This is a genomic window from Lentzea sp. NPDC102401 (genome assembly GCF_044765805.1).
Taxonomy (GTDB): domain Bacteria; phylum Actinomycetota; class Actinomycetes; order Mycobacteriales; family Pseudonocardiaceae; genus Lentzea; species Lentzea sokolovensis.
On sequence record NZ_JBIWKS010000010.1, the window covers coordinates 368463 to 391467 of the forward strand.

The window sequence follows — 23005 nt, forward strand, 5'->3', positions numbered from 1 at the left end:
AAAGACCTTAACTCGTTCGGCGTACCCCGGCACAGCGTTCCACGATGTGACGGCCCGTATGGTTTACGTCTTGTGACGATCGACCAGGTTCGGCAGTTGGTGGCGGAGCGCGGCGTGCACGCCCGCAAGCTCCGCGAAGTGTTGTCCCTGCTCAGCGAGGACTGGCACCCGCTGGCCGAACTCGTGCGCCTGCCCGCGGTTCCCCGCCGCACCGTTCAGGACCTGCTCAAGGCCCTGGGCGACGACGCGGAATCTTCAGACGATCGTTACCGCATCGCCCCCGGACTGGTGGCCTCGTACCGTTCGGAGTTCGGCGTTTCCGGCGTCCGCGACCACACCGACGTGCTGCGCCAGATCCTCGTGGACATCGCCGACGTGCCGTCGCCCTTGTCCTCGTTGGACCACGTGCAGGCGACGGCCGAGACCGCGCTGAACCGCGCGGTGTGGCTGAACTCCCACTACGACCTGGCGGGCAAGCGTCTGCTGTGCCTGGGCGACCACGACCTGACGTCGCTGGCCGTCGCCGCCGTCAATCCGAACGTGTCGATCACGGTCGTGGACCTCGACGAGCGCCTGCTGGAGTTCATCGACTCACGGGCGCTGGCCCGCGGGCACGACATCCGGACGTTGCACTGCGACATGCGTTTCGGCCTGCCCGCGGGCGCGCTCGAATCGTTCGACCTGGTCTTCAGCGACCCGCCCTACACGCCGGAGGGCATGGGCCTGTTCGCCGGCCGCGGCATCGAGGCGTTGGCGGACATCGCGTCCGGCCGCCTGCTGCTGGCCTACGGCTTCTCCGACCGGACTCCCGCTCTGGGCTTGAAGGTGCAGCAGGAACTGCAGAAGCTCGGGCTGGTGTTCGAGGCCATCCTGCCCGCGTTCCACCGCTTCGACGGCGCGCAGGCGATCGGGTCCGCCGCCGATCTGTACGTGTGCCGGCCCACCGGGCGGCGCGCGGTGTCCGGTGGCACGCGGATCTACACGCACGGCGCGCAGTCCGTCGAGTCGTCAGGGCCGTCGTCCGAGGCGCTGGCCGCCCTGTCGGAACTGGCTCCGCGCCCGGAGTCCTCGCCGCCGCCGAAGCCCCGTTCCGCGGGGTGGGCCGAGCCCGTGGGGAAGGGCGCGGCGTCGCTGGCCGTCGACCTGTCCGCGGATCCCGGGCCGTGGCTGCTGCGCACGTTGCTGGCCTCCTCGCCCGCCCGCCTGGCCTGCCTGGTGCCGAACAACCACCCGGCGGTGTCCTCAGAGGCCGGGCAGAAGGAACTCCAGGAACTGGTGCGGAGCCGGTTCAAGTTGAAGTTCCTGCGCAACAACCCAGATGGCAAGACCACGATCGTCGTCGCCGATCAGGTTCTCACCGGAACGTTGTCGCTGGGCGAACGCACGGTGCGCGAGGTCCTGATGAAGGCGCACGGCAAGCTGCGCAACGTCTGGCGCGAAGCGTTGATCACCGCGTCGCAGGGCGTGCTGACCAAGCGGCAGGCCGCAGAGATCGTCGACAACGCCTCGGCGGCGTCCGACGATCTCGAACTGCGGTTGATCGACCTGCCGAAGCACCGGATCGCGGCGCTGCTGCCGGAGATCTCAGCCAGCGCGGGGTATGTGGAGCGGTCCGAGGGCTAGCACCGCGCGGAACTCCTTGGGCGGCACCGGACGCGAGAACAACCAGCCCTGGTAGGCGTCCACCCCGACGCCACGCAGAACGTGGAACTGGGTGGCGGTCTCCACGCCCTCCGCCACGCACTTGCGTCCCATCGCGCGGGCCATGTCGACGACGGCGCGCGCGACGGCGAAGTCCGAGGAGTCGTTGCCCACGCCGGAAACGAAGCGCCGGTCCACCTTGATGATCTGCGCGGGCAGGTCCTTCAGGCGGGCCAGCGACGAGTAGCCGGTGCCGAAGTCGTCCACGGCGAACTGCACGCCGCGCTTCACCAGTTCGTCCATCGACTGGCGGACTCGGGAGGGCAGGTCGACGAACGCCGTCTCGACCAGTTCGAGCACCACGCGTTCCCACGGGACGCCGGACTCCATGATCGCGGTCGACACGATGTCGACGAACTCGGGATCGCCCGGCACCAGGCCGGCGAGGTTCACGGCCACCGACACCGGGCGGCCGTCGGGTGCGGGCCAGGTCGCGGCCTCGCGCAGGGCGGTGCGCAGGACCCAGCGGTCGAGCTCGCGCATCAGGTCGCCCTGTTCGGCGACGGGCAGGAACACGTCCGGCGGCAGCATTCCGCGGTCGGGATGCGGCCAGCGCACCAAGGCCTCGGCGGTCAGGACGGCGCCGTCGACGCCGACGACGGGCTGGTAGTGCAACACCAGGCCGTCGTGCTGCAACGCGTCACGCAACTGGCCTTCGAGGTGCACCTGGCGGTCGGCGGACGCGATCAACGCGGCCGAAGCCAGGGACACGCGGCCGGCACCGGCGCGCTTCGCCTCGAACATCGCGGCGTCGGCGAACCGCAGCAGGTCGGCACCGTTGGCGCGCGAGCCGTTCGGGACGGCGGCGCCGATCGAGGCCGAGACGCGGACGAGCTGGCCGTGCACCGGAACGGCCGTGCGCAGCAACGAGGCGACGCGGGTGGCCAGGGCGTCGACGCCGCCGACCGAGTCGATGTCCTCGCAGATGATCACGTACTCGTCACCGGACAGGCGGGCGGCGGTGCAGCCGTCGGGCAGGCCGCCTTCCAGCCGTCGCGCCAGAGCCACGAGCAGTTCGTCGCCGGCGTCGTGGCCGAGAGAGTCGTTGACGCGCTTGAAGTTGTCGATGTCGCAGAAGAAGACGGCGACCTTGGAACGGCCGGGGCCCTCCAGCAGCTTGCCGAGGATCTCCTTGACCAGCGCGCGGTTCGGCAGGCCGGTCAGCTCGTCGTGGGTCGCCTGGTGGCGCAACGCCTCGGCGGCGCGGCGGCGTTCGGTGATGTCCAGGAACACGATCAGCCAGAAGCGACGGCCGTCGTCCTGCACGGACAGAGCGATGTGGAGTTCGCAGTAGACCTTCTCGCCGTCCGGGCGGACGAGGATGCGCTGCGGGATCTTCTGCGTGCGTTCGGCGGCCCACTGCAGGCCGGGCGAGGTGTCCTCGGGGTGGGTGAGCTGTTCGGCGGTCATGCCGCGCAGCTGTTCCAGTTCCATGCCGAGCAGGTCGCACAACGCGTCGTTGGCGTCGACCAGGCGCTCGCCCTCGTCGAACAGGCCGATGCCGACCGGCGTCACGGACACGAGGTCGGTGAAGCGCTGCGAGGAACGCTTCATGCGCGCCTCGGCGGCCCGCTGCTCGGTGACGTCCTGGGCGGTGCCGACGGCGAGCTGCTTGCCGCGCGCGTCGTGGACGATCATGCCGTGGCAGCGGAAGATGCGCGGTGAACCGTCCGGGCGCACCACGCGGTGCTCGAACTGCGAGGCGACCTCGTCCACCACCAGCTGGCGGCACAGGTCGTCGACCCACGCGCGGTCCTCGGGGTGCACGAGGTCCAGGTAGGCCTGGTAGCTGCCGGGAAGTTCCGCGGGCAGGCCGAAGAGTTCGCGCAGCATGTCCGACCACACGACCTCGCCGGTGCCGGGGTTCCACTCCCACATGCCGAGGCGGGCGGCCTGCTGCGCGTCCGCCAGCCGTCTGCGGTCCTCGCGCATCTGACGTTCCAGGGCACGTGCTTCGGTGACGTCCTGGATCGTGCCGTGGTAGCGCTCGATGCGGCCGGACGGCGCGATCTCGGCGCGGGCCCGGCACATGTAGACGCGTTCGCCGACCTCGCTGCGGACCTCCACCTCGACCGGCGCGTTGTCCTGGGTGTGCAGCAGCTGGTGCCGCAACGCCTTGACGGCCTCGCGGTCGTCCGGGTGCACGCCGCTGAGCAGGTCCTCGTCCGGCGTCATGCCGAGCTCGGCGAACATCTCCATCAGCACTTCGCTGCGGTGCACGGCGCGGGTGCCCGTCTCGTACGCCCAGCTGCCGATGCGGGCGATGCGCTGCGCTTCCAGCAGCCGCGCCCGTTCCTGGGCGAGCTCGGTGGCCGCGCGCTTGGACTCGGTCATGTCGCGGATGTAGCCGGTGATCTTGTCCAGGCTGCCGGCGTCGTCCAGCCTCGCCTCGGCGACGCCGCGGATCCACCGCAGCTGCCCGTCCGGGCGGACGATCCGGTACTCGATGTCGATCGGGTCGCCGGTGATCTCGCGACCGTGCCAGTACGTCTCGACCATGTGGTAGTCGTCCGGGTGCACGACGTCCAGAACGGCCTGCGCACCAGGCACGACGGCGCCGCGTTCGAGGCCGAGCAGTTCGTAGTGCGTGTCCGACCAGACGGTCAGGCCGGTTCCGGGATCGAACTCCCAGGAGCCGAGCTCCGCGACCCGCTGCACCTTGCGCAGCCGGCGCTGTTCGTCGCGCAACTCCTCCGCGGCGGAGGCGAGGTCGGAGACGTCGATCAGCAGGACTGCCTGCAGGCCCGTTCCCGGAACGGCGTGGCGCGCGACGCGCACCGGCAGTTCGGTGCCGTCCGCGCGCAGCAACCGCAGGTCGGAGGTGTTGCCGAGAAGCAACTCACCGAGCGGGTGCCCGACGAGGTCGTCGGCTCCCTGCGCGGACGCGAGCTCCACGGCGGCGGGGTTCGCCTGCATGACGACACCCTTGGCGTCCACGAGCAACGACGGCGCGTCGGGCAAGGTCAGCCCGTCCAGCGTCATCGGAGGTTTCCCGGACGTCGGGACAGCCGTCCGTGCACGGCCGTTCACCACCGTCGCGCGTCCCACCCACTTGGGCACCGGCCCACCCTCTCCCGCATCCACCGCCCGCGGCAATTCGGGTGGGCACGACAACGGCACCCGAACGGCGGCAAACACGAACCCTCTCCTCGAGTGAACACCCGAGGAGAGGGACGGTAGCGCTTCAGAGCGTCATCGCCCACCCCTGCACGGGTTAACGAAAAGCCACGGTCGTGGTTCCGGTACCCGTGAAGATGCAAATGAGTGGCGAATACAAGCGCCGGATCAGGCGACTCCGTCGGCCTTGGCAGCCAGGGCCACAGCCGCTGCGACCTCGGGTCCGACGCGCGGGTCCAATGCCGAGGGAACAATTCGGTCTGGGCCCAAATCATCCTTCGCGACGGCGAGAATGGCATCCGCGGCCGCGAGTTTCATGCCTTCCGTGATCCGTCGCGCACCCGAGTCGAGAGCCCCGCGGAAAATGCCGGGGAACGCGAGCACGTTGTTGATCTGGTTCGGGAAGTCGCTGCGGCCGGTCGCCACGATCGCGGCGTGCCTGGCGGCGACCTCCGGGTGCACCTCGGGGTCCGGGTTCGACAGCGCGAAGACGATCGAGTCGTTCGCCATGCTCGCGATGAGGTCCTCGGACACCTTGGAGGACGAGACGCCGATGAAGACGTCGGCGCCGCGCAGCGCCACGTCGATGCCGCCGTCGAGGTTGCTCTTGTTCGTGACCGCCGCGATCTGCTCCTTGACCGGGTTGAGCCCGGCCCGGCCCGTGCGGACGATGCCGCGCGAGTCCAGCAGCGTGATGTCACCGGCGCCGGCCGCGATGAGGATCTTGGCGATCGCGATGCCCGCGGCGCCCGCACCGGAGATGACCACCCGCTGGTCGCCGATGTTCTTGCTGAGCACGGTGTTCGCGCCGTTGAGCGCGGCGAGCGACACGACGGCGGTGCCGTGCTGGTCGTCGTGCATGACCGGGCAGTCGAGCGCCTCGATCAGCTTCTGCTCCAGTTCGAAGCAGCGCGGCGCGGAGACGTCCTCCAGGTTGACCGCGCCGAACGACGGGCGCAGCCGGACGAGCGTCTCGACGATCTCGTCCACGTCCGTCGTGTTGAGCACGAGCGGAATGGAGTCGAGGCCGCCGAACGTCTTGAACAGCGCGGACTTGCCCTCCATGACGGGCAGGGACGCGCTCGGGCCGATGTCACCGAGACCGAGCACCGCGGTGCCGTCGCTGACGACGACGACGAGGCGGTGCGCCCACGTGTACTTCGCGGCGAGGCTCGCGTCCTCCGCGATGGCCTTGCTCACTCGTGCGACACCAGGGGTGTACGCGATCGACAGCGCCTTCGGGTCAGCGAGCGAGGCGGTCGCGCCGACCTCGAGCTTCCCGCCCAGGTGCGCGGTGAAGATCTCCTCGTCCGTCAACTGCGTCGGATCGGAGTTCTCGGTACGGGCTTCGTTCACTGCTGTCACGGCGTCCCTCCTGCGGTGCGGGCGGCGTAGTGGCCCAACTGGGCTCAATCACCAAACGGCGCACCGGCCCAGCGTTGTCACGCCGGGTACACGGGGCCTGGAAACTCGGTCGACGACCTCCGACGAGTTGCGTCGGAGAAGTGTCCGAGTGTTGCGGGTGACGGGAAGTGTGGCAGGGTCGCGCGTCGCTGTCTGCGGCGGGGATCACACTTTTTCCGCAGGTCAGAGGGCATGTAGCAAGACGTCCGTCCGGTTTTCTGCACCGACCGGTCAGTTTCTGCAGGCAGGAAGCACCCGATCGGTCAAGAAAGATTGACGCCTTAGAGTGACGGCATGCAGGCGAGTTCGCTGAAAATTGACGGCGCGTTCGAGTTCACCCCTCGGACATTTCCCGACGACCGAGGCGTGTTCGTCTCGCCGTACCAGGAGGCCGCCTTCACCGAGGCGGTCGGCCACCCCCTCCGGGTCGCCCAGACCAACCACAGCGTCTCCCGCGCGGGGACGATCCGCGGCATCCACTACGCGGACGTGCCGCCGTCGCAGGCGAAGTACGTCTTCTGCCCGCGCGGCTCGTTCATCGACGTGATCGTGGACATCCGCGTCGGCTCCCCCACGTTCGGCCAGTGGGACGCCGTGCTGGTGAACGCCGAGAAGTGCAACGCGGTCTACCTGGCGGAGGGCCTCGGCCACGCCATGATCGCGCTGGAGGACGACACGACGATGAACTACCTCTGCTCCACCGTCTACACCCCGTCCGGCGAGCACGGCCTGACGCCGCTCGACCCCGCTCTCGACCTCCCGTGGCCGCGCGAACTCGAGTTCCTGTTGTCGGAGAAGGACACCTCGGCCCCCACCCTCGCCGAGGCCTACGAAGCCGGCGTGCTGCCGCGCTACGAGGACTGCCTGGCCCTGTACGCGTCGCTCAAAGCCTGAAAGCGGGCCTCGGCCATAGTCGAGCTTTGACGACTCCGAGCACCTGCGCAGGTCCGAGGTGCTCGGAGTCCGTGCTCGCGAACGGGTTGTCGCCCACCACGTGCCACCCGCCGTCCACTTCGTGGGAGGCGCGCTTCACCGACAACTGCCCTGGCCTGCTCGCCCACGAGACGAGCACCACCTGCCCGGGCTTGGGCCGCACACCCCACCTGACCAGCACGATGTCCTCATCCCTGAGGGCTGGCGCCATCGACGGACCCCGCACGAGCACGGTGGAAAGACGCGGTCTCAACGATCACCCTTCGATCAGCCGGAGTAAGGTTCTCCCAGTCGGAGCATCCACTGTTTTTCATTCTGGGAGGAACGATGCGACTCGTGTCGCGCATTCTCCGCCCACGCGTTGAGGCGACCGCGCACTGCGATCTCCCCTGCGGCGTGTACGACCCGGCCCAGGCCCGGATCGAGGCCGAGTCGGTCAAGGCGGTCCAGGAGAAGTACCAGGCGAACGAGGACCCGGAGTTCCGGGAGCGCGCCATCCTGATCAAGGAGCAGCGCAGCGAGCTCGTCAAGCACCACCTCTGGGTGCTGTGGACGGACTACTTCAAGCCGCCGCACTTCGAGAAGTACCCCGAGCTGCACGACCTGTTCAACCGCGCCACCAAGGCCGCGGGCGCGGGCGGCACGAAGGCGTCGATGGACCCGGCCTCGGGTCAGGCGCTTCTCGACCTGATCGCGCAGATCGACAAGATCTTCTGGGAGACCAAGCAGGGCTGAGCCCACTGCCTTGCAGGACGACGCTGACCCGCGAAGATCGCTTTCGCAGGTCAGCGTCGTTTTTCGTCCGACGACGTGCTCACGCGTGGAAGCATGCGGCCGTGACGGGCACCTGGTGGTTGGACCTTCTGATCGGCGTCGTCGGCGCGCTACTGCTGACGTGGGTCGTGCTGGTCGTCGTGTTGATCACGGCGAGGCCGCGCGGAGGGCTGCTTCGCGAAGCACTCCGGCTGCTCCCCGACGTGGTGCGCCTGGTGCACCGGCTGGCCGTCGACCGCACCCTGCCGCGCGGCGTGCGGATCAGACTGGGCCTGTTGCTCGCCTACCTGGCGCTGCCCATCGACCTGATCCCCGACTTCATCCCCGTTCTCGGGTACGCCGACGACGCGATCATCGTCACCTGGGTGCTGCGCGGGGTCGTGCGACGTGCCGGTCTGCCCGCGGTCCGGCGGCACTGGCCGGGAAGCGATGACGGGTTCGCGGCGTTGTGCCGGCTCACCGGCATGTCGTGAGTGGTCGTGGGCCACGACCACTCACGAACTCTCACGCCGCGTCCGTGACCTTGCCGATCACCTCGAAGTCGGTGCCGGTGGGCGAGATCCCCTCGAACTTCAGCCGGACCTGCTCCTCCCCTTCGGTCTCGGTGTCGGCCACGGTCGGCACCTCGAACTCGAACGTGGTGGCGCCCGTCTGGACGAAGGCGTAGACCCCGAGCTGCGTGGACGACAACGGCCGCGAGGGCAGCGCTTCCTCGCCCGCGTTCTGGAGCAGCCACTCGGCGTTGACGTCCGTTGTGGACAGTTCGGTGCCGGAGGCGGGTGCCACCGGCACCCCGAAGAGCGTCACCGGGGAGTCGACCGCCTCGGACAGGGTCAGCCTCCACTTCAGGGTGCCGCCCTCCACGACGCTGCCGGCGACGGGGGTGACCGTCACCTCGGGCGCGGGGTCGTCGTTGCGCACCAGCAGTCCGCCGATCGCGGAACCGACGACCGCGTTGGAGATCGCGAGAACCGACACCGGGTAGCGGACGTCGGCGCTCCACCTGGTGTTGCCGGTGTAGGTCACCGGCACCTCGGCGCGGTTCTCGCCCGGCTTCAGCGTCACGAGTTGGGTCGTGGGCTGCTTGGTCGCCGGGTCGGTGTAGAAGACCCGGATCACGCGGGTGCCGTTGCCGGTCGCGGTGACGACGATGTTGTGGGTCTGCGCGCCGGAGTCGCCCTCGTCGACGGTCGTGACCGCGGCGTCGACCCGGGCCAGCCGCGTGGGAACCACGGGAACAAGGCCCTTGTCCCAGCCGTAGGCGTCGATCAGCCACGCCTCGCCGGACGCGGACTCGGGGACCAGCTCCAGCGAAGCGACCCTGCCGACACCCGAGGGCAGCGGCACGCGGACTTCCTGAGCCCACAACGAACTCGTGCGATCCGAGCCGGGCAGTCCGGTCACCGATACGGCGCCGAGCGAGTGCTTCCGTCCGTTGTGGTCGGTCACCGAGACGCCGAACCGGGACGCCGTGGAGTTCGGCGGAACGGCCAGACGCAACGCCAGGTCGCTGGAGCCGTTCAACGACACCGGTGCGGAAGGCGTGACCACGCCGGCCTGGCCCGCTGCCGACCACTTGAACGCGACCGAAAGACGTTCGGGCTGCGCCACCGCACCGCGGAAACCGACGAAGTGCGGTGAACGCACGGTGCTGCACCCGACGGCGGCATCGCGGGACGTCTGCTGGCAGACGCGAGCGCTGCCGGACACACCGGTGGACCCGTCCGGCACGACGAGCGACCTGCGGTCCGCGCCGATCGCGTGCGAGAGAACGCGGGCGGGGTCTGCGGACGGGGCGCGGACGCCGGAACCGTCGAGCAGCGGCAGCACGGACTGGTCGCGGCCGAGGAACAGGCGCGTGGACGCCGCGATGTAGGTGGCGCCCATGGTCTGCTGCTGGTCCGCGGTCAGCCGGGTGGCGGTGCCGGGCGTGCACAGCGGGTCCGGCTGCTGGCCGGGCCAGAAGTCGTCGGACGCCGGTGCCTCTGCCTGGCCGGGCGTCCACTCGCTGTTGAAGTAGTTGTGGTTCGCGCCGATCATGTACAGGGCGCTGTGCATCGCGTCGCCACGGCTCAGGCCGCGCGTCTGGTCCACGAACATCTGGCCCTGCAGGTCGGACACGTCACCGTCGCAACCGGGCAGGAACGTCACCGAGGGCACGTCCGGCGCCGGGTTGTGGCCGAAGATCGTGGGGCCGATCAGCACGTCGCCGCGGATGTTCCAGCGCACCGGACCGGAGAATCCCGTGTCACCGGGCGGCGGCGTGAGGCTGTCGGTGGCGGCGCGGTTGACGCCCTCGCCACCGCGGGAGTGGCCCACCAGCAGCACCTTCGACATGTCCGCGGCCGGCGCGGACTTCACGGCGCCGGGCGCGGAACCCTTGCCGGAGGCCCAGTCCGCCCACTTGGCCAGGTGGTGGCGCACCAGCGACGAACGGCCCTGCGCGCCCGCGTCGGCGGTCATCGCGTCCTGGGCGTTGATCCCGTTGGCGGAGATCGACACCGTCAGATATCCCTGCGACGCCAGCAACTGCTGCGCCTTCAGGTAGCCCTTGTGGCTCGGCACCGCGGTCAAACCGCTGGGGCACGGCCAGTTCATCGCGATCCGGTTCGGATCCGACTTGCTGTAGCAGGTGTAGTGCCTGCCGTGGAGGAAGAGCACGAGCGGCCGCTTGCCGGGCGCGCCCTTGGGCGCGACGACGACGGCCTCCATCTCGATCGGCGCCGCGTACTCGGGCAGCTTGATCGAGTCGAGCGCGTACTCACCGGTGCTGGTGGCGTACGGCCCCGGTGTGCCCGGATCCACGCCGGCCTCTGGCTGCAACGCCGGCAGTTCGGGCACGGACAGACCAGCCGCCGGAGGCTCCGGCACGTCCAGCCGCTTCCCAGCCGACCGCACCTGAAGCGCGGCGGGGTCCTTCAGAGCGGCCTTCAGCGTGTAGGTCCGCAGGTTCGCCGACTCCTGGGCGCGCCCGAGGAACCGGTCGCCCTCCCAGAACTCGACACCCGCGTCGAGCAACGGCATCGACGTGGCGGTGGTCCACCGGATCTCGTCACCGGAGACGGTCCAGCCAGGTGCGGAAGGTGGTTCCGGCGCGGCCGACGCGGGCAGCGCCGGTAGTACCGCGGCCAGCAGAACAGGAAGTAAAAGCGCGACTGCACGGCGCATGAGCGGGTCCCCCTCAAAAAGGACTATTCACTCCGTTCTATCCACGCCGTGCAGCACAAGGCTCGTGATTCCGCCCGGAATCTGCCAATCAAAACGACAACCCGACGGGAGTATTACGCCATTCAGCCCAACGCCGGGTGATTTCCCTCATCGGAACAGAAGTTGCCGATCGTGGTCCAGGGCCAGGTGACAACGCTCACCACACTGCCCGCGACGGTGTTCGCCGCCTGAGGACCTTGGCCGATCTCGTCCGACGGCTCCAGTTCCTGCCAATCCAGCACGTATCCCACGTCATTCCCCCTCAGAAACCGCGATCAGAACACCCCAGAAAAGCAGTCGGCACCGTCAACGCGCCCGCATTTCGGGGAGAGCCGAAATGTCATGGATGACGCATGGGAGTTCATCGTGCGGTGAGGCGAGGACCCCGCGCTCACGGAGGACGAAGGTTTCGCCGTCTCACTGCCTCCCGGCCGGTGGAGCGTGACCACACACCTGATCGACGCCGAGGCGCTGGGCGAAGCGCTGGACTTCGTGGTGCTGATCAAGCCCGACCGCTGAGAACAGCACCGCATGGACGTTCAGCCGTTCGACCGCCCCCGATGACGGACCATCACCGGTCTCTGGGGTCGTTGTCGCGCTCGTTCTGGCTCAGCTTGTTCCACGTCGAGGTCAGTTCCGCCCGGATGCGCGCGACGCGAACCCCGAAGGCCTCGCGGATCTCCCGGGCGTCGACCTCGTCGGGGGCGCCGTGGTCGTGATGCTCGCCGCTCATGGCGGGCGGGGTACCTCGACGGTGTACTACTCCAAACGTGGTCCCCGTCACTCCTTAGGATCAACCAGGTGAGCACCCACCTCTACCTGCTGCGTCACGGCCAGACCGAGTGGTCCGAGAGCGGCAGGCACACGGGACGCACTGACATCGAGCTGACGCCTGAGGGCGAGCAGCAGGCACGCCGCGCGGGCGCCACGCTCGCCCGGCTGAGGGGCACGGACCAGGCACCCGCGCTGGTGCTGACCAGCCCTCGGCAGCGCGCCACCAGGACGGCCGCGCTGGCCGGGCTGGAGGTCAACGCGATGACCGAGGACCTGGCCGAGTGGGACTACGGCGACTACGAGGGCATCACCACGCCGCAGATTCGCGAGCGCGTGCCCGGCTGGACGGTGTGGTCGCACCCCATGCCGGGCGGCGAGACGCACGCGGAGGTGCAGGAGCGGGCCCGCAAGGTGCTCGGGGAGGTGCGCAAGATCCTGCCCGGCGGCGACGTGGTGCTGGTGGGCCACGGGCACTTCAGCCGGGTGCTGATCGCGGCGTGGCTGGGTCTCGCGTCCGACCAGGGCGTCCACTTCGGACTGGACCCGGCCGGCATCTGCCAGCTGGGCGACGAGCGGGGCGACCCGCAGGTGCGCAGGCTCAACGTGCCTGCCTGGGAGGTGTGATGATCCGACGGGTGGAACCGCGTGACGTCGACGCGGTCGTGGGGCTGGTGCACGAGCTGGCGCTGTACGAGAAGGCGCCCGAGCAGTGCCACCTCACCGCGGAGCAGCTGCGCACCGCGCTGTTCGGCGAGAGCCCGGCGCTGTTCGGCCATGTGGCCGAAGTGGACGGCCGGGTCGTCGGGATCGCGTTGTGGTTCCTCAACTTCTCGACGTGGGACGGCGTCCACGGCATCTACCTCGAAGACCTCTACGTCACGCCGGACCAGCGCGGCAGCGGCCTGGGCAAGCAGCTCCTGAAAGCGCTTGCCCAGGAGTGTGTCGCCAAGGGGTACACGCGTTTGCAGTGGTGGGTGCTCAACTGGAACGAGCCCAGCATCGGCTTCTACAAGTCGCTGGGCGCCGTCCCGATGGACGAGTGGACGACGATGCGTGTCGCGGGCGAGGCCCTGGCCGAGCTCGGCTCGTCACTCTGAAGGTTGACGGAAGGTCTCGAAACGCTCACGAAAAGGGGATTCCACTGAGGACGGGTCCACGGTGCTGGCAGCGTCCCCGCTCGCCGATCCCCCGGCACAAAGTAAGCGTGGAAAGAAGGAAAGACCGTGGGTACTGACCCGACTACGATCGACCCCGCCGTCTCGACCGGCATCGGCGTCTTCGGAACGATCATCTACCTGGCGCTCGCCGTCTTCGGCGTCGTCGTCTTCTGGAAGACCTTCACCAAGGCCGGTCAGCCGGGCTGGGCCGCGATCATCCCGATCTACAACATCTACGTCCTGTTGAAGGTCGCGGGCCGTCCCGGCTGGTGGCTGATCCTGCTGCTGATCCCGATCGTCAACATCGTCATCCTGGCGATCGTCTCGATCGATGTCGCGAAGTCCTTCGGCAAGGACACCCTCTTCGGTGTCGTCGGCCTGTGGCTGTTCAGCATCATCGGTTACGCGATCCTCGCGTTCGGTGACGCGCAGTACCGCGGCCCGGCCGCGCTCGCGGGCCAGCAGGCCGCCTACAAGGGCTGAGCAGGACCACGAAGGCCGGTTCGCGAAGTCACCCTGGACTTCGCGGGCCGGCCTTCACTACGATTTCTTCTGAAAACGTTTGCAGAACTTCTCAGACGCCGAGCAGCCGCCGCCCTCGACACAAGAGGAAGGACCAACGATGAAGCGTCGACTGACCGGCGCGTTCGTCGCACTGGCGGTGGTCGTGGCACCGGTAGGCGTGGCGAAGGCGGCGAGCTTCAACGTCAAGGACTACGGCGCGAAGGGCGACGGCAAGGCGATCGACTCGGTCGCCATCGACAAGGCCATCACGGCGGCCAGCGCGGCCGGCAACGGCACCGTCGAAATTCCGCCGGGCACGTACCTCTCGCGCTCGATCCACCTCAAGAGCAACGTCACGATCAACATCCAGCAGGGCGCGCGCATCGTGGCGTCCGGCAGCGGGATCGACGCGCCGGAGCCCAACCCCACCTACGGCAAGTACCAGGACTTCGGGCACAGCCACTTCCGCAACGCCCTGCTGTGGGGCGAGAACGTCGAGAACGTCAGCTTCACCGGCAAGGGCGTGATCGACGGCGCGAACAAGCTGGAGACCGGCGAGAACATCCCCGCGGGCAAGGGCGACAAGATGCTGTCGCTCAAGTTCTGCAAGAACGTCACCATCACCGACGTGACCTTCAGGGAAGCCGGTCACTTCGCCATCATCACCAACGGCTGCAACGGGATGAAGCTCGACCGCGTCACCGTCGACACCCCGGACGACCGCGACGGCATCAACTTCATCAACAGCTCCAACGTCGAGCTGTCGAACTCCACCGTCATCGCCAGCGACGACGCGGTGGCGTTCAAGAGCGACTACGCCACCGGAAAGACGTTCCTGAGCGAGAACAACGTCGTCCGCGACTCCACCATCCAGTCGACGGAGAACAACGCGATCCAGTTCGGCTCCGAGACCTGCGGCAGCTTCAGGAACATCCAGTTCCGCAACCTCAAGGTCACCGGCGCCTCGAAGGCCGGCCTCGGCATGGTGTCGATGGACGGCGCGGTGATCGAGGACGTCCTCTACGAGAACATCCAGCTCACCAGGACCGCCTCACCGATCTACGTCCACATCGGCAAGCGCGGCCGCTGCCCGAACAGCCCGCCCACCGGCAAAATCCGCAACATCACCTACCGCGACATCACCGGCACCAACCTGACCGCGCCGCGCGACATCCCCGGCGACCCCGAGTACGCGTCGACCGTCTCCGGCCGGTCCGACTCGAAGATCACCGGGCTGACGTTCGACAACGTGAAGCTGACGGTTCCGGGCAACCACAAGGAGTCCGACGCCGCGAAGAACCCGCCCGAGGTGTCCGGCGAGTACCCGCCGCGGATCTTCGGCGTGCGGCCGGCGTTCGGGTTCTGGATCCGCAACGCGACCGACGTGAAGTTCCTCAACAGCACGGTCGAGTTCGAGAAGAACGACGGGCGCCCGGCCATCACCACAGACAGCGTGCAGAACATCTCGCTGAACGGCGTGAAGGTGGAGCGCAGCACCGGCGCGAACGACCTGCAATGGCGCAAGAGCAGCGGAACGTCGGTCACGGACAGCACGACCACGAACGGTCAGGCGCTGCGAGTGAAGACCGGCTAGACCATCCCCACGGCGCCGTACGTCGACGCGTCGGCCGTGGCGGAAGTACCGGGAAGCTCGCCGTCCGCCCGCCAGTGGGCGGCGAGCACCAAGCCGGGTTCCAGCAGCTTCAGGCCGCAGAGGAACTCCTCCACGTCCTGTTTGGACCGCGGCACGAGCTTGGCGTCCATGTGGTCGGAGAGGTCGACCAGCCGGTCGACCAGTTCCGGCTCGACGTCCTTCGTGAGGTGTGTCAAAGCGAGGATGCTGCCCTCTGCCAACGCGGCCCGGTAGCGCGCGACGACACCGGCGGGCTCGTCGACGACGTACGGGAGGATGCCGACCATCAGCACGGCGGTCGGCTGGGTGAAGTCGATGAGACGACGTGTCTCCGGGTGGCGCAGCACGGCGCCCACGTCGGAGATGTCGGACTGCACGATGGCGGCGCTGAGGTTGTCGCGCAGCATCGTGCGCGCGTGGGCCACGGTCACCGGGTCGTTGTCGACGTAGACCACGTTGCACGACGGGTCGAGGGACTGGGCGGCCTCGTGGACGTTGCCGGCGGTCGGGATGCCGCTGCCCAGGTCGAGGAACTGGCGGATGCCGTACTCCTCGACGCACAGACGCACCACGCGGCGGGAGAAGGACCTGATCGTGCGCGCGATCTCGGCGACGGGGAACTTCTTGATGCTCTCCTCGGCCAGCGCGCGGTCAACCGCGAAGTTGTGCGCTCCGCCGAGGTAGTAGTCGAACAGGCGGGCCAGATTCGGGCGTTCGGAATCGCCGTTTGTCGTCACCCGCTTCGGGCCGTCCTGCACTGCGCACCTCACCCTGCTCCCAAGCGGCGCGAACGCTGGAGGCACGGTAGCTGGCTACTCCGTTCGTGTCCATCCACCATTAGTGAACACGCAGGGTGATGGCCCCCGGCCGGAGCCGAGGGCCATCGCAGGGTTACCGCTGGTCAAGCTGTGTGTCAGACGCCCGCGTTCTGGGTGATCCAGGAGCGGTAGGTGGCGATGCGGGTGTAGTTGGACCGCGTCGCGCGGTCCGAGGTGGACGCGACGCCGACCTGGCGACCGGCCCCGAACATCGGGCCGCCCGAGTCACCACCGGCGGCGATGCCGTCGACGCGCTGGACGGCGATCGCACGACCACCGCGGTAGTCGGAACCGTTGGGGTTCGTGACCCGCGTGTTCGCGACCTTCAGGTAGCGCGACTGGCAGTTGATCTCAGGCTGGTTGGTGCAGGTGGCGCCCCAGCCGTAGAGCTGCACGGTCTGGCCGGTAACCACGCCGTCGCTGCTGGAGGCCAGCGGCGAGAACGGGGCCGACATCGCCGTGCCGACCTGCACCAGCGCCAGGTCCGCCGACGGGTGCTTGATGATCCGCGTACCCGTGACGAGCTGGCCGCCGGACTGCTGGTCCAGGCTGCCCGCGCGGAACGTGTACGTGCCGCTGCCGGCGACGCAGTGCTCAGCGGTCAGGATCCACTGAGGTGCGATCTTCGTGGCGGAGCAGTTCTCCCGCCCGTTGAAGAACAGGCGGGCGGCGTACGGGAAGTTGGACGCGTAACCGCCGCCGATGATCATCGGCGACATGTCCGGGTTCTCCGGAGCGGCCGTGGCGGTGGCAGGGGCGAGGGAGAGCGCTGCAAGGACGGCGCCCGCGATCGCAATGGTGAAACGCATGGTTGGTCACCTCGTGAGTGCAGGGAGTGGTTAAGCAACCACGCACAGCTTCACCCGGCCGTGTGACCGTGACCACCCTCCGTTAGTCGGCTTTGTCGCCTTCCGATACCTCGTCGAGGCCCATCGCCCACTTGCGCCCGTCGTTCGTGAACAGGAACACGAGCACGACGACGCAGTAGATGCCGCCCAGCGAGCCGAGCAGCTGCTGCTCAGACGGCCCGTACGCGTACCAGGCGCAGCCGAGCAACAGCAGTTGCGTGACGATCACGGGCGTGCGGGCGCCGTGGTGACCGCGGAACAACATGATCGTCGCGAAGAGCGCCCCGCCGAACCAGAGCACGAGCACGCCGGCGGCGCCGAGGATCGGGCCCGCGGGCGTCGCGCCCCCGATCACCCGGATGACGAGAGCGACGGCCAGCGCGATGCCGCCCAGACCCTGCACGAAGGTGAGCGCGGACGCGATGCGCACCGCGCGCGGCGGCGCCTGGATCCGAGTGGTCACGGGAGACCTTTCATCACGTTCTGTACTGGTCACGGATCGTAGGCCACCCGGTTGGAGGGCTCTCCCGGCACGTCCCACGCGGGAAGATCAAGGGGCCTTCAGCGAGCCGGCGGTCGTCCGGGGTGCACTCGGCTGCGAGGTGAACGCGGTGCTGACGGAAGGGAGATTTACGCCACTTTCGTGAGGCTGTAGCCACCCTGAGGGAGGACATGCGAGCCGCGGACGGTCACGCACTGTCTTACTCTCAAGTAGTGCGCGCTCTTCTCGTGGTGAACCCGCAGGCGACTACAACGACGCCCGCGGGCCGTGACGTGCTGGCACACGCACTCGCCAGTGACGTGAAGCTGGAGGTCATCGAGACCTCCTATCGCGGCCACGCGGCGGACGCCGCCCACCAGGCGGCGGCGGACGGGTTCGACCTGGTCATCGCCCACGGCGGCGACGGCACGGTAAACGAGGTCGTCAACGGCATCCTGCGCGGCGGCCCCCGTCCCGAGAAGCCGATGCTGGGCGTCGTGCCCGGCGGTTCGGCCAACGTCTTCGCGGGCGCGCTCGGTATTCCGCGCGACCCCGTCGAGGCCACGCACGTCCTTCTCCAGGCCATCGAGCACGGCACCAGGCGCCGCATCGGGCTCGGCCAGGTCTTCGCGGACGTCATCGAAGGCGGCCGCTGGTTCACGTTCAACGCGGGCATGGGTCTCGACGCCGATGTCGTCGCCGGTGTGGAACGCGAGCGCGCCAAGGGCCGCAACGCGAGTCCCGCCCTTTATCTGAGCGTCGCGCTCAAGGCGTACGCGCAGATCGTGCGCAAGCCGCAGCACTTCATCGTCGAGGTGCCGGACGAGGCGCCGTTCGACGACGTCGGCATGGTGTTCGTGTCGAACACCGATCCCTGGACGTACTTCGGGGACAGGGCTATCCAGCTCAACCCCAGCACGTCGTTCGACGGCGGCCTTGGTTTGAGTGCTTTGAAGACGATGCGGGTGCCCACCGTGGGGCGTTACATCGCGCAGATCCTCTCGACGGGGAATCCGAAGGGCGGAAATCTCGTTCGGCGTGATGACGTGGGTTATGTCAGGGTGAAGTGCGAGGACCCCGCGAACCTTCAGGTGGACGGAGACTTCCTCGGAACGACCACCGCGGTGGAGTTCAGAGCGGTCCCGGACGCGTTGACTGTTGCCCTGTAAGGACCTTTACAGTCCGTGACCGTTTCGTGACCGTCTCGGTACCTTCCCGGGATGTACTGCAGTCGAGTGACAGCAGAGCGTGAAACCCCAGGTGAACGCTGTCGATCTTTTGGGTGAGTTCACTCACCGGGTCAGTGCTTACCCCTTGACATCCCAGCCGTTCGTGAAAGCATTCACAAGCACCCCAAAAACGACCGCTGACAACCGGCGTGCCCTTGTGCGCGCCTATCGCTGAGGAGTAGTTCCAATGGACTGGCGCCACCGCGCGATCTGCCGCGACGAGGACCCCGAGCTGTTCTTCCCCGTTGGGAACAGTGGTCCCGCGCTGCTTCAGATCGCCGAGGCGAAGACCGTCTGTCGCCGCTGCCCCGTCGTCTCCGACTGCCTCGCGTGGGCTCTCGAGAGCGGCCAGGACGCCGGCGTCTGGGGCGGGATGAGCGAAGACGAGCGCCGCGCTCTCAAGCGCCGCAACGCCCGTACGCGGGCCCGCAGCAACGCCTGACCAGGCAGTTAGCCGCGAACAGCAACTACTGCGTTTGATCTTTATAGGAGAAGCCCGACACCGTGCCAGGTGTCGGGCTTCTTTTGTTTGCACACCCTCCCGCATGACCACGTGAGACCGCTGAGGCTGGTCGTCACGTGTGCACGGCGTTAGTTTAGCGCCGCCCTCTGAGCGGCACGCGCAGGACCGCCTCAGTACCGCCTCGGGGCCGCCGCCGCAAGCTCAAAGAGCCTCTCAATTCAGAATCGACAAGGGTCCGAACGATCTGCAGACCCAGCCGATCGGTGCGTTCCAGGGAGAAACCCTGCGGAAGGCCCTTGCCGTCGTCGGTGATCGTCACGTCGAGCCACTTCGCGGAGCGCTCGGAATGCACGACGACCTCTCCGCGCTGGCCAGGGGCGTAAGCGTGCTCGAAGGCGTTCTGCACGAGTTCGGTCAGCACCATCACCAACGGGGTGGCGATCTCGGCCGGCACGATGCCGAACCCGCCCTCGCGCCGCACGCTGACCTGGGTCTCCGTGACGGCGACATCGCTCATCATCGGGATGACCTTGTCGACCACGTCGTCGAGATCGACTCGCTCGTCGACGGACATCGACAACGTCTCGTGAACCAGTGCGATGGAAGTCACACGGCGAACGGACTCGGCGAGCGCCTCCTTCGCCTCCGGGTTGCTCAGCCTGCGGCTTTGCAGCCTCAACAGGGCCGCGACGGTCTGCAGGTTGTTCTTCACCCGGTGGTGGATCTCGCGGATCGTGGCGTCCTTGGACATCAACGCACGGTCACGGCGGCGCACCTCGGTCACGTCGCGGCACAGCACGATGGCGCCCGCGGCCTGACCCCGTGGCCTAAGAGGCAAAGACCGGAACAGCACCGCGGCGCCGCGCCGTGACTCGGCCTCCATGCGCATCGACGGCTGGCCGTCCAGTGCCTGCCTGATCCGCTGGGCGACCTCGGTGGCGTCGAACGGGTCACCGATCAGGCTGCGTGTGAGCGGTGCGAGGTGCACGCCCACAAGGTCTGAAGCGTGCCCCATGCGGTGATACGCCGACAGCGCGTTCGGTGACGCGAACACCACCGCGCCGGACGGGTCGAGCCTGATCAGGCCGTCGCCGACGCGCGGACTGGTGTGCACGTCCGGCGAGGGTTCGGGCGCGGGGAACGTGCCGTCCGCGATCATCTGACACAGGTCCGCGGCGCTGCCGAGGTACGAGATCTCCAACGGCGACGGCACGCGCGGGACGGCCAGGTTCGTGCTGCGGCTCAGCACCGCGATGACCTGAGTGCCCAGCCGCACCGGGATGGTCTCGCGCCGCACCGGCACGCCCAGGTGCCAGCGCGGGTCCTCCTCGCGGCAGATCCGCGACTCGTCCATGGCCCTGCGCAGCTGCGGATGTTCCTCGGACTCGACCTCGCTGCCGACGACGTCCTCCGGGTGAGCGGTGGGCGCCGTGGTGGGACGGGCCTGGGCCACGCAGAGGAACTTGTCGTCTTCGAGCGGGACCCACATGACGAAGTCCGCGAACGACAGGTCAGAGAGGAGTTGCCACTCCGCGACCACCAGCTGGAGGTGGTCGACGGCAGCGCCGGAGAGCTTGGTGTGCTCGGCCAGCAGGTCCGTGAGCGTAGACAGAACTCCTCCATGAGAAACTACGGAAGCTGTGTTCGATTGGTCGGCTGGTCCGACCATCGCGAATAGGTGCACGGCAGGTCGGCCCAGCCGACGCTGGTTGAAGCAGTTCTGATCCTAGGAGACTCCCATGTCGAAGCGTGCTCGCAAGCGCCGCGACCGCAAAAAGGGCGGCGCCAACCGAGGCAAGCGCCCCAACGCCTGAGTGCTGCGAAAAGGCCTGGACACCGAGACGGTGACCAGGCCTTTTTGTCGTTCAGGTGAGGATCTCAGTCCTCGGTGCGAATCTCCACGATCGTCGCCCGGATGCGCGCCTTCAGGTCGGCGGGTGCGTAGTCTCCGCCACACTTGCGGGCGAGCAGCGCCTTGAGGTGCTCCTCCAGCCCGAACTGCTCCAGGCACGGATGGCACTCGTCGAGGTGCGTCTGCAGTGCCGCGCGCCGGCCCTGGTCGCATTCCTGGTCCAGGAACAGCCAGACCTCGGACAGCACCTCTGAGCAGTCGGTGTCGTGGGGTTCGCCGCAGTTCATGACGCGTCTCCGTTGCTGCCGGTGCCGCTACGGAGGAAACCGCGGTCGCGGGCGACGTCCGCCAGCATGTCGCGGAGCTGGCGACGGCCCCGGTGCAACCGGGACATCACCGTGCCGATCGGGGTGCCCATGATGTCTGCGATCTCCTTGTACGCGAAGCCTTCGACATCGGCGAGGTAGACCGCGATCCGGAACTCCTCCGGCAACCGCTGCAATGCTTCCTTGACGTCGCTGTCGGGCAGGTTGTCGAGTGCCTCGACCTCGGCGCTGCGCAGCCCGGACGAGGTGTGGCTCTCCGCACGAGCCAGCTGCCAGTCCGTGATCTCCTCGGTCGGCTGCTGGATCGGCTGGCGTTGCTTCTTGCGGTAGCCGTTGATGTAGGTGTTCGTCAGGATCCGGTAGAGCCATGCCTTGAGGTTCGTGCCCTCCGAGAAGGACGCGAACGCCGAGTAGGCCTTGAGGAACGTCTCCTGCACCAGGTCCTCGGCATCTGCCGGATTGCGCGTCATGCGCAGGGCAGCCGAGTACAGCTGGTCGAGCATGGGCATCGCGTCGCGCTCGAAACGTGCAGCGCGCTCCGCCGTCGTCTCTGTCGTGCCGGTGGCGGGCACCGCGCTCCCTTCCCACAGGTTCTGGGTCGGGACTGACTTTACGCGTGACCGCTCAAGCATGTTCGTTGCCACGTTCTGAGTAACAACGGAGGGGCTGGTAGTAATTCCGCATGGCCGGACGTGGGACCCCCGCCACAGCGCTGCTGGACAAGCAGCGGGTGGCGCACACCTTGCACTCGTACGAGCACGACCCCAGGCACGAGTCGTACGGACTGGAGGCCGCGGAAGCGCTCGGCCTGGTCCCCGGCCGGGTGTTCAAGACGCTCGTGGCCGAGGTGGACGGCAAGCTCGCCGTCGGCATCGTGCCGGTGACCGGGCAACTCGACCTCAAGGGTCTGGCGGCCGCGTTGAAGGGCAAGAGGGCGAAGATGGCACTCGTGGCCGACGCCGAGCGCGCGACGGGTTACGTCGCGGGAGGCATTTCCCCTCTCGGCCAGAAAAAGCGCCTTCCGGTCGCACTGGACGAGTCGGCATTGCAATTCGAAACTGTTTTCTGCAGCGCCGGTAGGCGTGGTCTCGAAGTCGAGATCACGCCTACCGACCTAGTGCGACTCACCAATGCAGTGGTCGCCAGAATCAGTGCTTAACCGACCGGCGCCGTGATGCCGCCGCTCCGGACGTATTCAGCACCGATACCGGACGCCGGCCACGCGACGGTGACCAAAGCGCCCAGCTTGCCCTGGCCGGGCAGGTTGAAGCGAACGAAGGCGGGGAACTGCTGGGGGCCCTCGCTGTTCGATGCCACGTACTTGGCGGCATAGCTGTCCCCGCCGACCAGCGTCTCGCTGTACGGAGGTTGGCCTCCGGTCAGGGCGGCGTGGATGTCGTTGCCCTTCCAGTCGAGGAAGCGCAGGTTGCTCACGGTGCCACCGATCCGGCAGGAGACACCCTCCGCGGCGACGAAACGGATCACGTGCGCCTTGTCCTTGACCGACGGAGAGCGCATGTCGTCGACGCGGATCGCCAGATCGTCGGCGGTGCACCATGGGGCCGCCGCTGTCGGGTCGGAGGCCTGAGCGGCAGAGGCCGCCACGACACCCACTGCGGCAGTGCCGGCCAATGCGGCTGCGGTCGCGATCGTGCGGAAACGGCTCACGTGTTCTCCCGAATTCATCTCGATAGGCATTCGCCTTACACACTGATCGACGATTCGGAGATACACCCGGTTGTCACGAAGAGCGGATTTCGTACTTTCGGCCGACCCATTCCTCC

25 protein-coding genes are annotated in these 23005 nt (G+C 68.0%); 12 read left to right on the top strand and 13 right to left on the bottom strand.

The annotated features are described in order from the left end of the window. Positions 1 to 72 precede the first annotated feature (72 nt). Positions 73 to 1623, top strand: a complete 1551-nt coding sequence (locus ACIRG5_RS32155) for a bis-aminopropyl spermidine synthase family protein (RefSeq protein WP_402911645.1) — start codon at positions 73 to 75, stop codon at positions 1621 to 1623. On the opposite strand, the gene ACIRG5_RS32160 is transcribed toward ACIRG5_RS32155, so the two are convergent. Together ACIRG5_RS32160 and ACIRG5_RS32165 are read right to left on the bottom strand one after the other, a co-directional pair. Then, positions 1585 to 4761 (bottom strand): EAL domain-containing protein, encoded by a 3177-nt coding sequence (locus ACIRG5_RS32160; RefSeq protein ID WP_402911647.1) that lies wholly within the window; start codon positions 4759 to 4761, stop codon positions 1585 to 1587. The two genes, ACIRG5_RS32155 and ACIRG5_RS32160, sit on opposite strands and share 39 nt — an antisense overlap. Positions 4762 to 4986: 225 nt before the next feature. Next, positions 4987 to 6183 (bottom strand): NADP-dependent malic enzyme, encoded by a 1197-nt coding sequence (locus tag ACIRG5_RS32165; protein WP_402911649.1) that lies wholly within the window; start codon positions 6181 to 6183, stop codon positions 4987 to 4989. Positions 6184 to 6516: 333 nt separating this feature from the next. Here ACIRG5_RS32165 and ACIRG5_RS32170 point away from each other — a divergent pair, with 333 nt between their 5' ends. Continuing rightward, a complete protein-coding gene (locus ACIRG5_RS32170; protein ID WP_402911651.1) occupies positions 6517 to 7116 on the top strand; it encodes a dTDP-4-dehydrorhamnose 3,5-epimerase family protein in 600 nt (199 codons plus the stop codon). Here the strand turns inward: ACIRG5_RS32170 and ACIRG5_RS32175 are convergent. Next, positions 7106 to 7387 (bottom strand): S24 family peptidase, encoded by a 282-nt coding sequence (locus ACIRG5_RS32175; protein WP_402911737.1) that lies wholly within the window; start codon positions 7385 to 7387, stop codon positions 7106 to 7108. The genes ACIRG5_RS32170 and ACIRG5_RS32175 overlap by 11 nt on opposite strands. 95 nt (positions 7388 to 7482) lie before the next feature. On the opposite strand from ACIRG5_RS32175, the gene sodN reads away from it, so the two are divergent. Both sodN and ACIRG5_RS32185 read left to right on the top strand, forming a co-directional pair. Next, complete coding sequence (gene sodN / locus ACIRG5_RS32180; RefSeq protein WP_093592081.1) at positions 7483 to 7890, top strand: superoxide dismutase, Ni; 408 nt, start codon at positions 7483 to 7485, stop codon at positions 7888 to 7890. 101 nt (positions 7891 to 7991) lie between these two features. Beyond that, on the top strand, positions 7992 to 8402 hold the full coding sequence (locus ACIRG5_RS32185; protein WP_402911654.1) for a YkvA family protein: 411 nt from the start codon (positions 7992 to 7994) through the stop codon (positions 8400 to 8402). A gap of 31 nt (positions 8403 to 8433) precedes the next feature. Here ACIRG5_RS32185 and ACIRG5_RS32190 read toward each other — a convergent pair whose 3' ends face one another. The 3 genes from ACIRG5_RS32190 to ACIRG5_RS32200 all read right to left on the bottom strand — a co-directional run bounded on the left by ACIRG5_RS32190 (position 8434) and on the right by ACIRG5_RS32200 (position 11869). Beyond that, positions 8434 to 11097 carry an alpha/beta hydrolase family protein gene (locus tag ACIRG5_RS32190; protein ID WP_402911656.1) on the bottom strand — a complete coding sequence of 888 codons (2664 nt, stop codon included), beginning with the start codon at positions 11095 to 11097 and terminating at the stop codon, positions 8434 to 8436. 122 nt (positions 11098 to 11219) lie between these two features. Continuing rightward, positions 11220 to 11387 carry a hypothetical protein gene (locus ACIRG5_RS32195; RefSeq protein WP_402911658.1) on the bottom strand — a complete coding sequence of 56 codons (168 nt, stop codon included), beginning with the start codon at positions 11385 to 11387 and terminating at the stop codon, positions 11220 to 11222. A 320-nt stretch (positions 11388 to 11707) separates the two neighbouring features. Then, positions 11708 to 11869 (bottom strand): hypothetical protein, encoded by a 162-nt coding sequence (locus ACIRG5_RS32200; protein ID WP_402911661.1) that lies wholly within the window; start codon positions 11867 to 11869, stop codon positions 11708 to 11710. 68 nt (positions 11870 to 11937) lie between these two features. Here ACIRG5_RS32200 and ACIRG5_RS32205 point away from each other — a divergent pair, with 68 nt between their 5' ends. From ACIRG5_RS32205 to ACIRG5_RS32220, 4 genes are all read left to right on the top strand, one after another. Continuing rightward, on the top strand, positions 11938 to 12534 hold the full coding sequence (locus ACIRG5_RS32205) for a histidine phosphatase family protein (RefSeq protein ID WP_402911663.1): 597 nt from the start codon (positions 11938 to 11940) through the stop codon (positions 12532 to 12534). Then, entirely contained in the window at positions 12534 to 13007 is a 474-nt protein-coding gene (locus ACIRG5_RS32210; protein WP_402911665.1) for a GNAT family N-acetyltransferase, read from the top strand. The genes ACIRG5_RS32205 and ACIRG5_RS32210 overlap by 1 nt, the downstream gene beginning before the upstream one ends. Positions 13008 to 13133: 126 nt before the next feature. After that, complete coding sequence (locus tag ACIRG5_RS32215) at positions 13134 to 13550, top strand: DUF5684 domain-containing protein (RefSeq protein WP_402911666.1); 417 nt, start codon at positions 13134 to 13136, stop codon at positions 13548 to 13550. Between the two features lie 139 nt (positions 13551 to 13689). Next, positions 13690 to 15165: a glycoside hydrolase family 28 protein gene (locus ACIRG5_RS32220; protein ID WP_402911668.1), complete on the top strand. Its 1476-nt coding sequence runs from the start codon at positions 13690 to 13692 to the stop codon at positions 15163 to 15165. On the opposite strand, the gene ACIRG5_RS32225 is transcribed toward ACIRG5_RS32220, so the two are convergent. The 3 genes from ACIRG5_RS32225 to ACIRG5_RS32235 form a co-directional block, all read right to left on the bottom strand. Beyond that, on the bottom strand, positions 15162 to 15974 hold the full coding sequence (locus ACIRG5_RS32225; RefSeq protein WP_402911670.1) for an SAM-dependent methyltransferase: 813 nt from the start codon (positions 15972 to 15974) through the stop codon (positions 15162 to 15164). The two genes, ACIRG5_RS32220 and ACIRG5_RS32225, sit on opposite strands and share 4 nt — an antisense overlap. A 143-nt stretch (positions 15975 to 16117) precedes the next feature. Then, entirely contained in the window at positions 16118 to 16831 is a 714-nt protein-coding gene (locus ACIRG5_RS32230) for a S1 family peptidase (RefSeq protein WP_402911673.1), read from the bottom strand. An 82-nt stretch (positions 16832 to 16913) separates the two neighbouring features. Beyond that, on the bottom strand, positions 16914 to 17333 hold the full coding sequence (locus tag ACIRG5_RS32235; protein WP_402911675.1) for a hypothetical protein: 420 nt from the start codon (positions 17331 to 17333) through the stop codon (positions 16914 to 16916). Positions 17334 to 17584: 251 nt separating this feature from the next. On the opposite strand from ACIRG5_RS32235, the gene ACIRG5_RS32240 reads away from it, so the two are divergent. Both ACIRG5_RS32240 and ACIRG5_RS32245 read left to right on the top strand, forming a co-directional pair. Beyond that, positions 17585 to 18520, top strand: a complete 936-nt coding sequence (locus tag ACIRG5_RS32240; RefSeq protein ID WP_402911677.1) for a diacylglycerol/lipid kinase family protein — start codon at positions 17585 to 17587, stop codon at positions 18518 to 18520. A gap of 247 nt (positions 18521 to 18767) precedes the next feature. Next, positions 18768 to 19022, top strand: a complete 255-nt coding sequence (locus tag ACIRG5_RS32245) for a WhiB family transcriptional regulator (protein ID WP_015104912.1) — start codon at positions 18768 to 18770, stop codon at positions 19020 to 19022. Between the two features lie 154 nt (positions 19023 to 19176). Here ACIRG5_RS32245 and ACIRG5_RS32250 read toward each other — a convergent pair whose 3' ends face one another. Then, complete coding sequence (locus ACIRG5_RS32250; RefSeq protein ID WP_402911739.1) at positions 19177 to 20655, bottom strand: histidine kinase N-terminal domain-containing protein; 1479 nt, start codon at positions 20653 to 20655, stop codon at positions 19177 to 19179. A 127-nt stretch (positions 20656 to 20782) separates the two neighbouring features. On the opposite strand from ACIRG5_RS32250, the gene ACIRG5_RS32255 reads away from it, so the two are divergent. Further along, entirely contained in the window at positions 20783 to 20857 is a 75-nt protein-coding gene (locus ACIRG5_RS32255; protein WP_369809028.1) for a 50S ribosomal protein bL37, read from the top strand. Between the two features lie 64 nt (positions 20858 to 20921). Here the strand turns inward: ACIRG5_RS32255 and rsrA are convergent, their stop codons facing one another. Together rsrA and ACIRG5_RS32265 are read right to left on the bottom strand one after the other, a co-directional pair. Further along, positions 20922 to 21182, bottom strand: a complete 261-nt coding sequence (rsrA, locus tag ACIRG5_RS32260) for a mycothiol system anti-sigma-R factor (RefSeq protein WP_189154252.1) — start codon at positions 21180 to 21182, stop codon at positions 20922 to 20924. After that, on the bottom strand, positions 21179 to 21853 hold the full coding sequence (locus tag ACIRG5_RS32265) for a sigma-70 family RNA polymerase sigma factor (RefSeq protein WP_402911679.1): 675 nt from the start codon (positions 21851 to 21853) through the stop codon (positions 21179 to 21181). The genes rsrA and ACIRG5_RS32265 overlap by 4 nt, the downstream gene beginning before the upstream one ends. Positions 21854 to 21903: 50 nt before the next feature. On the opposite strand from ACIRG5_RS32265, the gene ybaK reads away from it, so the two are divergent. Beyond that, complete coding sequence (ybaK, locus tag ACIRG5_RS32270) at positions 21904 to 22380, top strand: Cys-tRNA(Pro) deacylase (RefSeq protein ID WP_402911681.1); 477 nt, start codon at positions 21904 to 21906, stop codon at positions 22378 to 22380. Here ybaK and ACIRG5_RS32275 read toward each other — a convergent pair. After that, complete coding sequence (locus tag ACIRG5_RS32275; protein WP_402911683.1) at positions 22377 to 22889, bottom strand: hypothetical protein; 513 nt, start codon at positions 22887 to 22889, stop codon at positions 22377 to 22379. The two genes, ybaK and ACIRG5_RS32275, sit on opposite strands and share 4 nt — an antisense overlap. Between the last annotated feature and the right edge of the window lie 116 nt (positions 22890 to 23005).